Genomic DNA, 12842 nt, shown 5'->3' with positions numbered 1-12842 from the left:
AGATGAAATGAGCTGAGTAAACCCAGCTCATTTTTAATATTATTGTGCGCTTACATTGACAGTAATAGCATTGTCGTCACGCTGCTTTTTCTTGGCTAAACGTTTGGTTCTATCTACGACATCACCTACTAGCTGTCCACATGCAGCGTCAATGTCATCGCCACGAGTACGACGAACGATACAGGTAAGTCCTGCAGCTTGTAACACCTTAGAAAATCTATCGATACGGCTGTTGCTAGAGCGACCGTATTCATTCCCTGGGAACGGGTTAAATGGGATCAAGTTAATTTTTGACGGTGTGCCTTTGAGAACTTGAACCAACTCATGGGCATGATCTGTACTGTCATTCACGTCTTGTAGCATCACGTACTCAATGGTGACATCTTTATTTGCTTTAGAGCCATCAATATAGCGACGACATGCTGCTAGGAACTCTTCAATCGGATACTTTTTGTTGATTGGTACAAGTACATCACGTAGTGGATTGTTTGGCGCATGTAGCGAAATCGCCAGTGCCACATCAATCTTTTCTTTCAAGATATCAAGCGCAGGTACCACACCCGATGTACTTAGCGTAACGCGACGCTTGGATAAACCAAATGCCCAATCGTCCATCATCAGTTCCATCGCCGGTACAACGTTATTTAGGTTTAACAGAGGCTCACCCATACCCATCATAACGATGTTAGTAATTGGACGTTTAGTGCTATCGCCTTTATGCAGACCAATGTCGGTTGCCACGCGCCAAACCTGACCAATGATCTCAGACACTTTTAAGTTACGGTTAAAGCCCTGCTGCGCTGTTGAGCAAAAAGTACACTCTAGCGCACAGCCAACTTGAGAAGACACACACAGTGTCGCTCGGTCTTTTTCAGGGATCCACACGGTTTCAACTTCTTGGCCACCCTCGAGTAATAGAGCATATTTAATGGTACCGTCAGAAGCCTCTTGCTTTACTGAAATTTCAGGCGCCTTAATCTCACACTCAGCTTGCAAACGCGCACGCAACTTTTTGTTCAGATTGCTCATATCATCAAAGTTGTCGATGCCAAAATGATAAATCCATTTCATCACCTGATCCGCGCGAAACGGCTTTTCGCCATATGATGCAAACAACTCGCGCATCCCCTCGCGATTTAAATCAAGTAAGTTAATTTTTTTCTCAATAGTGGTCATGAACAACCTCGGTTAAAGACGGTAAGAACAGCTAAATTGCCAACAACGCATTGTACAAAAAAGCAGCAAGCATCACAAATAATGTAACGTGTTTTGTGAAGTAGTGTGATTACTTTACAAAGCACGCTTATCCCTCAGCTTAGCTACGGGACAAAAAAAGGGCTCGAAAGCCCTTCTTTGGCACCAAGTCCCGAATTAACGAGTACGTGGGCAGATCTCTTCTTCAGCGAAGAAGTAAGCGATTTCGCGAGCAGCAGACTCTGGCGCGTCAGAACCGTGTACTGCGTTCTCGTCGATGCTGTCTGCGTAATCAGCACGTAGCGTACCAGCTAGCGCTTCAGCAGGGTTAGTAGCACCCATGATTTCGCGGTTTTTACGAACTGCATCTTCACCTTCAAGCACCTGAACCATTACTGGACCAGAAGTCATGAAAGAAACTAGTGCACCAAAGAAAGGACGCTCTTTGTGCTCTGCGTAGAAACCTTCAGCTTTCTCTTGAGAAAGGTGAACCATTTTTGATGCAACGATTTTAAGACCAGCAGACTCAAAACGGTTGTAGATAGCACCGATGTGGTTTTTAGCTACAGCATCAGGCTTGATGATTGAAAAAGTGCGCTCTAAAGCCATCTTTTTTGCTCCAAAATATTATTGTGAATATTAACGGGCGCGAATTATACGTGTTTTGGTAGAAAAAACCTACTATCTCACGCCGCTTTCTTTGCGAAGAAACGAAAATTTGGCGAATTATTTGTCGATTAAATGCGCAGAGTTGCTAGTAGAAGCCTTAACAGTAAGGTCTCTTGCCCTTCCTTGCACAATGTCAAAAAACCTGATCTACATCAAAATTACTTACTTAGCTTTCTTCTATACTGCGCCGCTTTTTAGAATCAGCACACGAAATCACTCAACAGCTGACCCGTAATCAGAGGTAAACCATGTTTGTACCAGAACTTCTCTCTCCTGCCGGCAGTTTAAAGAATATGCGTTACGCTTTTGCGTACGGTGCCGACGCTGTGTACGCCGGACAACCAAGATACAGTCTACGTGTACGCAATAACGAATTTGACCTAAACAACCTCGAAATCGGTATTAACGAAGCCCACCAGCAAAACAAAAAGCTCTATGTCGTATCAAATATTGCGCCGCACAACGGCAAAGTGAAAACTTACTTACGTGATATTGAGCCCGTTATCGCGATGAAGCCAGACGCGCTTATCATGTCCGATCCCGGGCTAATTATGCTGGTGCGCGATAAGTGGCCAGACATGCCAATTCACTTATCCGTACAAGCGAATGCTGTTAACTATGCGGCCGTGCAATTTTGGGCCAAACAAGGGGTTGAGCGCGTTATTCTTTCTCGCGAGTTGTCGCTACAAGAAATAGAAGAAATTCGTACATTGTGCCCAGACACTGAACTTGAAGTGTTCGTTCACGGTGCCTTATGCATGGCTTATTCTGGTCGCTGTTTATTGTCGGGTTATATCAACAAGCGCGATCCAAACCAAGGTACTTGTACCAATGCCTGCCGCTGGAGCTACGATGTCAAACCTGGTCAAGAAAACGAAACCGGCGATGTTGTTCATAAAGTCGATCCAAAAGCGATTATTCCAACCTTAGGGGAAGGTCAACCAAGCGACGAAGTGTTTATGCTCGAAGAGCAAGGTCGCCCAGGTGAATACATGCCAGCATTTGAGGATGAGCATGGTACTTACATCATGAATTCCAAAGATTTACGTGCAGTCCAGTATGTTGATCAACTGACTCGCATGGGCGTGCACAGCCTTAAGATCGAAGGCCGAACCAAGTCATTCTATTACGTTGCCCGCACCGCACAAGTCTATCGTAAAGCCATTGATGATGCTGTTGCAGGTAAACCATTTGACCCAAGCTTAATGAAAACCCTAGAAAACCTAGCCCACCGAGGATATACCGAGGGTTTCTTGAAACGTCATGTACATCAAGACTATCAAAATTACGACTACGGTCATTCGGTGTCTGACCAACAGCAGTTTGTTGGTGAAGTGCTAGGTCGCACTAATAATGGTCTCGTTGAAATTGAGGTTAAAAACAAGTTCTGTACTGGTCACAGCTTGGAATTGATGACGCCTAAAGGCAATATTCACTTTAATCTTGAGCACATGGAAAATAAAAAAGGCGAAGCGATAGATGACGCCAAGGGCTCTGGTCATATCGTCAAAATTCCACTGCCAGAAGACATAAACTTAAATCACGCCATTTTAATGCGCAATTTAGGCCAAAGTGAGGACACTCGTAATCCTTTTAGAAAGGCATAACGATGGCACTACTTATTAATGATAAATGTATCAACTGTGATATGTGCGACCCTGAATGTCCTAATCAGGCCATTTACATGGGCGATAAAATTTATCAAATTGACCCTGACAAATGCACTGAATGCGTCGGCCATTACGACACACCAACTTGTGTGAGTGTCTGTCCCATTGATTGCATCAAACCAGATCCAAACCACAAAGAAAGCCTTGATCAGTTAGCCGAAAAGTACCTTCGACTCACTGAATAACAAGGTGAAGCCACGCGCTTCACCTTGTTAATCTCTCAACTCCCCCTCTTCCCTACCTCACGATAAAGATTTCTTACACCTCTTGTCGAAATTTCAAATAGATATACTACAGTTAAAGCAGAGCATTAGGACTTTTAAAGCGTATTTTACTATCGCAGCTTGAGTGCGCTTTTAGCGTCTTAACGGCGGATGTTTTTATATGAATCGACTTTACGTTGAGGTAAGGAAATAACATGGATTTGAACTCGTTTGAGTCATTTTTTAATAGCGCGTACATGCCGCATGGTCATTGCTATTTGTGGCAACCTCACCTGCTATGGACCAATGTCATCTCCGATATATTGATAGCCGCCGCCTACTTTTCTATTCCTATGGCGATTATGATTTATGCAAAACAACGCCCTGACGTTGGCAGAAATTGGGTCTTTGTGTTGTTCTGTAGCTTCATCACCTTATGTGGACTCACGCACTTAATTGGCGTTTATACCGTTTGGCATGGCGCTTATGGTATTCATGGCATTTCAAAAGCAGTCACAGCGTTTATCTCAATGGTAACGGCGGTTTATCTTTTTAGACTTATCCCAAGCGCCGTCGCAATCCCAACTCCCAATCAATTCCATGGCGTGACCGCAAGGCTCAAACGTATTACCGATGAAAAGCAAGCGCTTCATTCGCAACTCGACCAACACAGAGTTACCGAGTTTATGCTCGATGCCTTACCCACTAGTACCTTGCTACTTGACCAGCTACTCACCGTGAGTAAGTGCAATCCTTATTTTTATCGCGAGCTTGGGTACGACACGCCAGATGCATTAATTGGGCTGAGACTACACGATATCGTCAGTTTGGATGATCCGTTCGACAGCTTAGAATCCATTAGCCAATCTCTACTCAACCAAAACGATTACAGTAAAGAAGCACTGTGCCATGTGAAAGACAAGTTTGGCAATCAAATACCAATGGAGATGCGCTTAGTACAAGAGCCCCATGACGGTGCCAATCTCATTTTAGCGGTGTTTAATAACCTATCGTCACTTAAACGCACAGAGCAAGCACTCGCGGAATCCACCGAACAAATGAAGCGTGCAATCGGGGCAACCGAAGATGGCATTTGGGAGTGGAACGTTGTCGACAACAGCGTCAGCTATTCATCTCGTTTAAAAACCATGATAGGTAAGCGCGACGACGAAAAAGTCACCTATGACGACTGGTTTGCACATATCCACCCAGACCACCAAGACAAAGTGCAAGATGCCATAGACCATCACTTTGCCACCAAAGACCAATATTTTGTCGAGTACTTAGGGCGAGACAACAAAGGAGAATACGCGTGGTTTTCCGCCGTAGGCAATAGCCAATTTGACGACCACGGTAAAGCATTGGTGATGTCTGGAGCACTTAGAAATATCCATCAGAAAAAATCCCTTGAGCTGCAAGTTGCGGAAAAAAACAAAATTCTCAATGCCATCTACGAAGGCGCAAGTCAGGCTATTTGGCTATTAAAGGTAGAAGAAAAGCAAACATTTCGAGTGCTCGAGTACAATAAGTTTGCTTGCCAACGCACTGGCGTCAAACTTGATGAAATATTGGGTAAAACCCTCAGCGAACTAAGAGGGGCAGTGTTAGAAACGGAGCTAGTAGATAGAATCGAAAAAAACTACCAACTTTGTGTTGAGGTCGCAAAACCCGTAGATTACACCGAAATGATACCGTTTAAAAACAAAGAGTATTGGTATCAGACGACTCTTTATCCACTTAAAGACAGTAAAAACCAAGTTGAGCGGATCGTTGGTATCGCCGTCGATATTACTGCGCGAAAATTCGCAGAAAAAGAGCTTGAAGACAACCAACGCTTTTTACAGCGAATGATTGACTCAGCGGTGTGTGGCCTTTATCTCTACGACTTAAAACTCCACAAAAACACGCGCATAAACAAGCGTTATACCCAACTCCTTGGTTATACAATTCAAGAGTTAGAAAGTTCAAATTTAGAACTATGTTTTCATGAAAGTGAACGCGCACTCGTTTACGAGCATATTGATGAAGTGAGAGCCAGCCAAGACGGTGAACTTATCCCGATAAAATATCGCTTTAGACACAAAGAAGGGCATTGGGTTTGGTGTTATTCTGTCGATACCGTGATCACTCGAGATCACAATGGCGAGCCAGAGTTGATGCTGGGTACTTTTGTCGATATGACCGAGCACACCGAATTACTATTACAGCTGCAAGAATCTAACGCCCACCTTGAGCACTTTGCCTACATTGCGTCTCATGACTTGCAAGAGCCACTCAGAAAGATCACCGCTTTTTCGGACAGTTTGGCGCAAAGAATTACGCCAGAGTTGAAAGACTACGACGATGCAAAGTTTGAAATAGAGCGCTTGGTAGATGCCAGTCAACGAATGCGGATAATGATCCAAGACCTACTCAAGTTATCACGCTTGCATTCCCACGAGTTGAAGCTACAAACAACTAATCTAACTTTATTGCTAGAAGATATCTGTGAAGTGATGAGCTTTAGTATCGAGGAAAGCGGCGCAGAAATTAAACTCGAGAATGGTGATTTACCCATCGAACTTGATCCCTCGCTTTTTCTTCAAGTGTTGCAAAACTTAATCAGTAACAGCATTAAGTTTAAGTCACAAGAGCTTGCGCCCGTGATCCAAATTTACACCAGCCAAACCGGCCATGAAACGGTGATCCATTACAAAGACAATGGGCTTGGAATCCCAAAATCTCGACGCCAGCAAATCTTTGAACCGTTCAGGCGTTTTGGCACCACACAAGAGTATGGCAGTGGTATTGGCCTTGCGCTGTGCCGACAAATCGTAAAACTACATGGCGGCACAATAAAATGCCTGCAAAGTGATGATGGCGCTTTGTTTGAAATCATACTGCCAAAAGAAGTTAAGGAGTAATAATGGAACTGTTATTAGTTGAAGATGATCCAGATGATGTTTACTTTTTTAAAAGAGCATACAGCAGTATTACCAATGCGCCAGAGCTTAAAATTTTTTCTGACGGTCATGAGCTGCTACATTACCTCGATTCTATCGCAACTTACGACCAAGTTATCTTGCTGGATTTAAACATGCCAAAAATGAGTGGCTTTGAAGTCATGGAAGCTTTAAAAAATGAACAAGTTGCCGATAAATTAATAACGGTATGCTATACCACCTCCACTCACCACAGTGACATTCGTAAAGCATATCAATTGGGTGCTAAGTCATATATTACCAAGCCTGGACGCTTAAGTGATTTAGAGTCGTTGATCAAATTAATCAAGCAGTATTGGTTTGACAATAACTGTGTCGTGCAAGGGTAACTATGAATACATGGCTGATTTATCTTCTTGAAGACAACGATGAAGATGCTTACTTAGTAAAGCGCACACTTGCAAGTACTGACGGTAGACAAAAGTTTAACGTTAAACATTTTAAAAATTTAGAACAACTTGAAACCGCCTTAAATACAGTCAAGCCTGAAGCCATCCTAATCGATTTGAATATCGATGAGAGTCAAGGTCTTACCACGTTGATTAAAGTAAAGCAGTTACCCGTCAGCGCCCCTATAATCGTGTTAACTGGGGTATCTGAAACGCTGTTTGGCGAAAAAGCAATTCAACTTGGTGCGCAAGATTATATCCCAAAACATGAAGTGAGCGGCCCACTACTGGCACGTACAATTACCTTCTCAAAAGAACGCTACGAAATGCAGCGGAATCTAGAGAACCTGGTGGTTATGGATAGACTCACTATGTTACATAACCGCGGCGCATTTGATAGCGAACTAGAAAGAGCGATTAGTGAATCAGAGCGATATGGTCATGGATTTGGTGTGTTGTTTATTGATCTCGACAACTTTAAACCAGTCAATGATCAACTTGGTCATCAAGCAGGCGACCAATTGCTCAAAATACTGTCGGCAAAACTTAAAATGTATAAACGTGCTTCGGACTTTGTAGCGCGCTACGGTGGTGATGAATTCGTGGTTATCGCCCCTCACCTGACCGAAAAAAACCAGTTACGAAAACTGGCTCAGCATAAGTATGACTTGCTAAGTGATAATTACTGTCTCCAAGATGAAAGCGCCAACATCCGCGAAGTAAAGCTAGACTTGAGTATCGGTGCTGTGATTTATCCCACTGACGCAACATCGGCTGAAGAGTTAGTTGCTAAGGCCGACAAAGCTATGTATCACGCAAAAACTAATAAACTACCTTACGCGTTATACTCGGATGCAGGGCTCACGACAAAACAGGAATAGAGAGAGCTATTCAACTCTATTGTGCAAGTATTGCCTATCAGACTTTCGCCTAACATGGTTGCGCCTTTCGACGAGAGGCAAAACATTACTTCGCTGTTTTCGGCGCTCTCCCCCTTGCCTTTCCTCTAGCAACTCTTCAAGCTGAGACAGAGTAATTTGCCTTCTCATAGCAACCTCCACATCACATTAATTTATTTTCTATAGTCGCTTTTACCCTAAAACCCAATCTATCGGATCAGGAACATATGATCCATATCAAAGAAACCATACTGTAAACTTTTATTTTACAAAATAATCACATTTAGGTATAACTTAATTGAACAAAAAACAAACAGAAAGGATACAACATGAAACGCCACTATCTATCAGCGTGTTTAATCGCGCTCCTCTCACATCAGGCAACAGCTGCTGGTCAGCATGACTCAGTAGCTATACCTGAATTTACTGCGGAACACATCAGTGCCTTACCTATTTCTAGTGTAATGGCAGTAAACCCTGAACTGTTTCTTTTCAGCAATGCTTTACAACAAGTAGATTGGCAGCAAGTGCTTGACAGCACAGCACCACATTTAAGTGACAAGCTCGAAGTGCTCTTACACTATGCTGGATATGCCAGTATTAACCCTAAATTGTTGCTGGCACTAATGGAACTTGAATCAGGTGTGATAAGCAACCCAGATAAACAATCCCTCTCTGCACCGTTTGGTAAACTCTCTCATGAACAGGGGTTTGATGCGCAAGTAAAAGATGTAGCGCTTAATCTGAGTGCGAGGTACTACGCATTTCAAAAACTTCGCGATGAAGGCAAAGCCAAAAAGTTACCTGCGGTAAACGAAGCAACCGTTGCACTTGCAGATCTAACCCATACATCTGCAAACAAGCTATTAGACACCTATCAAACATTATTTAACGGCGAGTCATTAGCACTAAAAGCGGACAGCAACATCGCTTTTAGTGAGCGGGCTTCAACACAGGCAGTATCGGCTGCTAGCTTTAGCATGAGCTTTCCATGGCCGTCGGGTTACGCTTGGTATAGCGGTGGTGCACACTCAAATACAGGCTCTGGTTACCCTTACTCGTCGCTTGATTTTAATAACGGCTCAGGTGGCTGGGGAAGTAATACACCTTGGGTTCAAGCAGCGCACGGCGGCACAGTGACTCGCTACTCAGCTTGTAATATTCGCGTGACTCACTCAAGCGGTTATTCAACTCAATATTACCATATGGAAAGTTTGCAGTATAACACTGGTGATGTCATTTCTGCAGGCGCTTGGCTTGGCCGTTACGCGGACGATAAAGCAACAGCATTGTGCCAAGGCGGTCAATCAACCGGTCCTCACGTTCACTTTTCGCTACTGTACAACGGTGGGCATATTTCGCTGCATAATTGGTACATCAGTGGCTATCGTATAGATGTGGGTAACTCCAACTATGACGATAACTGTAATCGCTTCTTTTTTGAGAAGAATGGGTATCGTACTTGTGCATGGCGTGCGTTATATAAGTAACGTGAACTTGCACAACCATGGTATTAGGCTCAACTTTTTAGTTTGAGCCTAATAAAAAACTTAAAATTTTTGTAAAACAAATGTATATTAAATTTAATCAGGAATAAAAAAGGATTTAATACTTCTATGTTTGCAAAGGAATATTCCAATAACTCGCTAGCATGGCAAGATCGAGCGTTTTTTATTCTGACTCATGCTCGAGCTAATACCAGTTCCACAAATTATACCGTGCTTATCAAAGTGCTTGAGACACTGGGACATACGGTAAAAGTCGACACTCGACTACCAGAGTCTGCGCAACGCGAACAAATCGCGTTATTTTTGGTAGATACAGAACACCGAGATTGTAATGAACTTATCAGTGCTGAAGTAAAGCTATTGGCGGCTAAGCACAAGGTACTGCTATTTAATGCCAATGAAGACAACGTTAATGAAAAAACGGCGCTACTTGGCAATGTGAAAGGCATACTCTATCGCAACGCTCCGCCAGAGACGTTATTTCAAGGATTAAGCAGTGTGCTCAAAGGCGAGCTTTGGTTTTGTCGTAGTGCTATTTCAGAGGCGTTTAGCGAACTGATTGCCGCCATGCCACAAGCATTGCCTAACAGCGACATCATCTTAAGTAATGAAGAATTAAATATGCTTACCGGCAGAGAAAAATCTGTGATCAAGCTTATTGCTGCTGGTGCTAAAAACGAAGATATCGCTGATAGACTAAACATCAGTAGTCACACAGTTAAAACGCATATCTACAGCGCATTTAAAAAAACCAATTCACGCAACCGAGTTGAACTTGCTAATTGGGCGCTGCGCCATATACCAATAGTGAGTTTGAATTAAGAGCTGTGTAAAGACACACAATAAAACCGAGATAAAAAAGAAGTAAGTTGATGGCTAGCATAGTACTAGCCATCAGCAGAAAATCGTAGGGCTTACGCTACACCATAGCTATCACGGTATGCTTTAACTGCATCTAAGTGCGCATCCATACCACCTTGTTGCTCAAGGTAAGTAATCAAATCAGCCAATTTCACGATAGACACCACTTGAGTATTAAAGTCGCGCTCAACTTCCTGAATAGCAGAAAGCTCAGCTTTGCCTTTTTCTTGGCGATCTAATGCGATTAATACACCGGCAAGATCTGCACTATTAGCGGCAATGATCTCCATCGACTCACGAATAGCAGTACCCGCTGTGATCACATCATCAACAAGCATAATACGACCTTCAAGCGCCGAACCAACTAAGTTACCGCCTTCACCATGCTCTTTCTTTTCTTTACGATTAAAGCAATAAGGCACATCTTTGTTGTGATGATCGGCAAGTGCAACGGCTGTCGTTGTCGCAATAGGAATACCCTTGTACGCTGGGCCAAACAACACATCAAACTCAATGCCAGCATCTTCCAATGCCGAAGCATAGAAACGACCTAAACGCGCCAGATCACGACCTGTGTTAAACAAGCCTGCATTGAAAAAATAAGGGCTAGTACGACCAGACTTTAACGTAAACTCACCAAACTTAAGCACCTGCTTTTCTAAGGCAAATTCAATAAACTCTTTTTGATACGGTTTCATGTTTTTCCTACTGAGTGTTGATTACGCTAACGCTTGCTTTTGTAGATCAATGATTTCACGAATTGAGTGCTTCGCAAGACCAAGTAACTCATCTAGCTCGTCGAACGAGAACGGTTCGCCTTCAGCTGTACCTTGTACTTCAATCAGTTTGCCAGTTTCAGTCATGATCACGTTCATGTCTGTCTCTGCTTCTGAATCTTCAAGATACTCAAGATCGGTAATTGGCTGACCTTTATAAACCCCAACCGAGATTGCCGCGATCATAAACTTTAACGGGTTTACATTGATCATGCCTTTGGCACGCATGTGTGTTAATGCATCGACCAATGCCACACAAGCACCGCTAATTGACGCCGTGCGTGTACCACCGTCCGCTTGAATAACATCACAGTCGATAGTAATGGTATTCTCACCTAACGCTTTTAAATCAACTGCGGCACGGAGAGCGCGCGCGATTAAGCGTTGAATTTCCATGGTACGGCCGCCTTGTTTGCCACGTGCCGCTTCACGGTTGTTACGCGTATGTGTAGAGCGCGGAAGCATACCGTATTCTGCGGTGATCCAGCCCTTGCCTTGACCTTTCATAAAGCGTGGCACCCCCGCTTCTACAGAAGCCGTACATAACACTTTAGTGTTACCAAACTCTACCATTACTGAGCCTTCAGCGTGCATTGTATAGTTACGAGTAAATGTAACCGGCCTGATCTGATTTGCAGTTCTTTCGCTTGGACGCATCCACGTTCCCCCATCATCAAAATTTGCCGTACATTATAAAGGGATCATAGAGACTATGCCACGCGATCCGACTAAAAATAAAATTCACTTTAGGGCTGTGCGGAAATTCGGCTATAATGCCCCGGTTAAACCAAGCTAATTTAGGGACTTTATATGATCCATAGTATGACCGCCTACGCCCGCAAAGAAGTGAAAGGTGACTGGGGCACTGGGGTTTGGGAAATTCGTTCAGTGAATCAACGCTACCTCGAAACCTTTATCCGCGCACCAGAACAATTTAGAGGCTTAGAGCCAGTAATACGTGAACGCCTGCGTAAACACTTACAACGCGGCAAAGTTGAAGTATTCCTAAAGTTCACCGCAAATCCTGCGCACGTTGGCCAACTAACCGTCAACGAATCGCTTGCAAAGCAACTTGTTGAAAGCGCCAAGTGGCTACAATCACAAAGCGGCGGTGATATCAATCCTGTAGATATTCTACGCTGGCCTGGCGTAATGGAAGCTGAAGAAGTCGATTTAGACACCGTAAACAGCGAACTGTTAGGTGGCTTTGATGAGCTAATAGAAGACTTTAAAGCTGCACGAGCAAGTGAAGGCGAAAACCTAGAAACCATGCTCACCACTCGTCTTGAAGGTGTTCTAGAGCAAGTTGCCATCGTTGAAGGCTACATGCCTGAAGTCACTAAGTGGCAACGTGAAAAACTTTCACAAAAATTAGAAGAACTAAAAACCGACATCGACGAAGGCCGCCTAGAGCAAGAGCTAATTTACCTTGCGCAAAAGCAAGATGTTGCAGAAGAGCTCGACCGCCTCAAGTCACACGTCAAAGAAACCCACAAAATCCTCAAAAAAGGAGGCGCTTGTGGCCGTCGTTTAGACTTTATGATGCAAGAATTCAACCGCGAATCTAACACCCTAGCCTCAAAGTCAATCAACAGCGAGATCACCAATGCCGCCGTTGAACTAAAGGTGTTGATCGAACAGATGCGTGAGCAGATCCAAAACATCGAGTAATGTTTCAGGCTGTTTCTGAGC

At 43.6% G+C, this 12842-nt stretch carries 12 protein-coding genes; 8 read left to right on the top strand and 4 right to left on the bottom strand.

Translation table 11 applies throughout. The annotated features are described in order from the left end of the window. Window positions 1–39: 39 nt before the first annotated feature. Window positions 40–1176: a dual-specificity RNA methyltransferase RlmN gene (gene rlmN, locus QSH61_RS03210; protein WP_102056140.1), complete on the bottom strand. Its 1137-nt coding sequence runs from the start codon at window positions 1174–1176 to the stop codon at window positions 40–42. A gap of 195 nt (window positions 1177–1371) precedes the next feature. After that, complete coding sequence (ndk, locus tag QSH61_RS03205; RefSeq protein WP_010377338.1) at window positions 1372–1803, bottom strand: nucleoside-diphosphate kinase; 432 nt, start codon at window positions 1801–1803, stop codon at window positions 1372–1374. Between the two features lie 308 nt (window positions 1804–2111). On the opposite strand from ndk, the gene trhP reads away from it, so the two are divergent. The 7 genes from trhP (at window position 2112) to QSH61_RS03170 (ending at window position 10335) form a co-directional block, all read left to right on the top strand. After that, the gene (gene trhP / locus QSH61_RS03200; protein ID WP_206471413.1) at window positions 2112–3470 is read left to right on the top strand and encodes a prephenate-dependent tRNA uridine(34) hydroxylase TrhP; all 1359 of its coding nucleotides are present in this window, start codon (window positions 2112–2114) and stop codon (window positions 3468–3470) included. A 2-nt stretch (window positions 3471–3472) separates the two neighbouring features. Continuing rightward, entirely contained in the window at window positions 3473–3718 is a 246-nt protein-coding gene (locus QSH61_RS03195) for a YfhL family 4Fe-4S dicluster ferredoxin (protein ID WP_010377334.1), read from the top strand. Between the two features lie 233 nt (window positions 3719–3951). Next, window positions 3952–6639 (top strand): PAS domain-containing sensor histidine kinase, encoded by a 2688-nt coding sequence (locus QSH61_RS03190; RefSeq protein ID WP_206471414.1) that lies wholly within the window; start codon window positions 3952–3954, stop codon window positions 6637–6639. Window positions 6640–6641: 2 nt separating this feature from the next. After that, on the top strand, window positions 6642–7046 hold the full coding sequence (locus QSH61_RS03185; RefSeq protein ID WP_010605674.1) for a response regulator: 405 nt from the start codon (window positions 6642–6644) through the stop codon (window positions 7044–7046). 2 nt (window positions 7047–7048) lie between these two features. Beyond that, window positions 7049–7987, top strand: a complete 939-nt coding sequence (locus QSH61_RS03180; RefSeq protein ID WP_010605675.1) for a GGDEF domain-containing protein — start codon at window positions 7049–7051, stop codon at window positions 7985–7987. Between the two features lie 347 nt (window positions 7988–8334). Continuing rightward, on the top strand, window positions 8335–9495 hold the full coding sequence (locus QSH61_RS03175) for a M23 family metallopeptidase (RefSeq protein ID WP_206471415.1): 1161 nt from the start codon (window positions 8335–8337) through the stop codon (window positions 9493–9495). 126 nt (window positions 9496–9621) lie between these two features. Continuing rightward, a complete protein-coding gene (locus QSH61_RS03170) occupies window positions 9622–10335 on the top strand; it encodes a response regulator transcription factor (protein ID WP_102056135.1) in 714 nt (237 codons plus the stop codon). Between the two features lie 92 nt (window positions 10336–10427). Here QSH61_RS03170 and pyrE read toward each other — a convergent pair whose 3' ends face one another. Both pyrE and rph read right to left on the bottom strand, forming a co-directional pair. Beyond that, window positions 10428–11072, bottom strand: a complete 645-nt coding sequence (gene pyrE, locus QSH61_RS03165; protein WP_010605678.1) for an orotate phosphoribosyltransferase — start codon at window positions 11070–11072, stop codon at window positions 10428–10430. Between the two features lie 21 nt (window positions 11073–11093). Continuing rightward, window positions 11094–11807, bottom strand: a complete 714-nt coding sequence (gene rph / locus QSH61_RS03160; RefSeq protein ID WP_010377321.1) for a ribonuclease PH — start codon at window positions 11805–11807, stop codon at window positions 11094–11096. 153 nt (window positions 11808–11960) lie between these two features. On the opposite strand from rph, the gene QSH61_RS03155 reads away from it, so the two are divergent. Beyond that, the gene (locus QSH61_RS03155) at window positions 11961–12821 is read left to right on the top strand and encodes a YicC/YloC family endoribonuclease (RefSeq protein WP_206471416.1); all 861 of its coding nucleotides are present in this window, start codon (window positions 11961–11963) and stop codon (window positions 12819–12821) included. Window positions 12822–12842: the final 21 nt, after the last annotated feature.

The organism is Pseudoalteromonas sp. JC3 (assembly GCF_030291895.1).
Classification (GTDB): domain Bacteria; phylum Pseudomonadota; class Gammaproteobacteria; order Enterobacterales; family Alteromonadaceae; genus Pseudoalteromonas.
The sequence above is the reverse complement of the archived record's forward strand: the minus strand, read 5'-3'. Positions and strand labels throughout refer to the sequence as shown.

Excerpts from the sequence above, each read along its gene's own strand:
- QSH61_RS03180 (WP_010605675.1), top strand. The coding sequence starts at position 7,049 with ATGAATACATGGCTGATTTATCTTCTTGAAGACAACGATGAAGATGCT.
- trhP (WP_206471413.1), top strand. The coding sequence starts at position 2,112 with ATGTTTGTACCAGAACTTCTCTCTCCTGCCGGCAGTTTAAAGAATATG.
- rlmN (WP_102056140.1), bottom strand. The coding sequence starts at position 1,176 with ATGACCACTATTGAGAAAAAAATTAACTTACTTGATTTAAATCGCGAG.
- QSH61_RS03195 (WP_010377334.1), top strand. The coding sequence starts at position 3,473 with ATGGCACTACTTATTAATGATAAATGTATCAACTGTGATATGTGCGAC.
- QSH61_RS03185 (WP_010605674.1), top strand. The coding sequence starts at position 6,642 with ATGGAACTGTTATTAGTTGAAGATGATCCAGATGATGTTTACTTTTTT.
- ndk (WP_010377338.1), bottom strand. The coding sequence starts at position 1,803 with ATGGCTTTAGAGCGCACTTTTTCAATCATCAAGCCTGATGCTGTAGCT.
- pyrE (WP_010605678.1), bottom strand. The coding sequence starts at position 11,072 with ATGAAACCGTATCAAAAAGAGTTTATTGAATTTGCCTTAGAAAAGCAG.
- QSH61_RS03190 (WP_206471414.1), top strand. The coding sequence starts at position 3,952 with ATGGATTTGAACTCGTTTGAGTCATTTTTTAATAGCGCGTACATGCCG.
- QSH61_RS03155 (WP_206471416.1), top strand. The coding sequence starts at position 11,961 with ATGATCCATAGTATGACCGCCTACGCCCGCAAAGAAGTGAAAGGTGAC.
- QSH61_RS03175 (WP_206471415.1), top strand. The coding sequence starts at position 8,335 with ATGAAACGCCACTATCTATCAGCGTGTTTAATCGCGCTCCTCTCACAT.
- QSH61_RS03170 (WP_102056135.1), top strand. The coding sequence starts at position 9,622 with ATGTTTGCAAAGGAATATTCCAATAACTCGCTAGCATGGCAAGATCGA.
- rph (WP_010377321.1), bottom strand. The coding sequence starts at position 11,807 with ATGCGTCCAAGCGAAAGAACTGCAAATCAGATCAGGCCGGTTACATTT.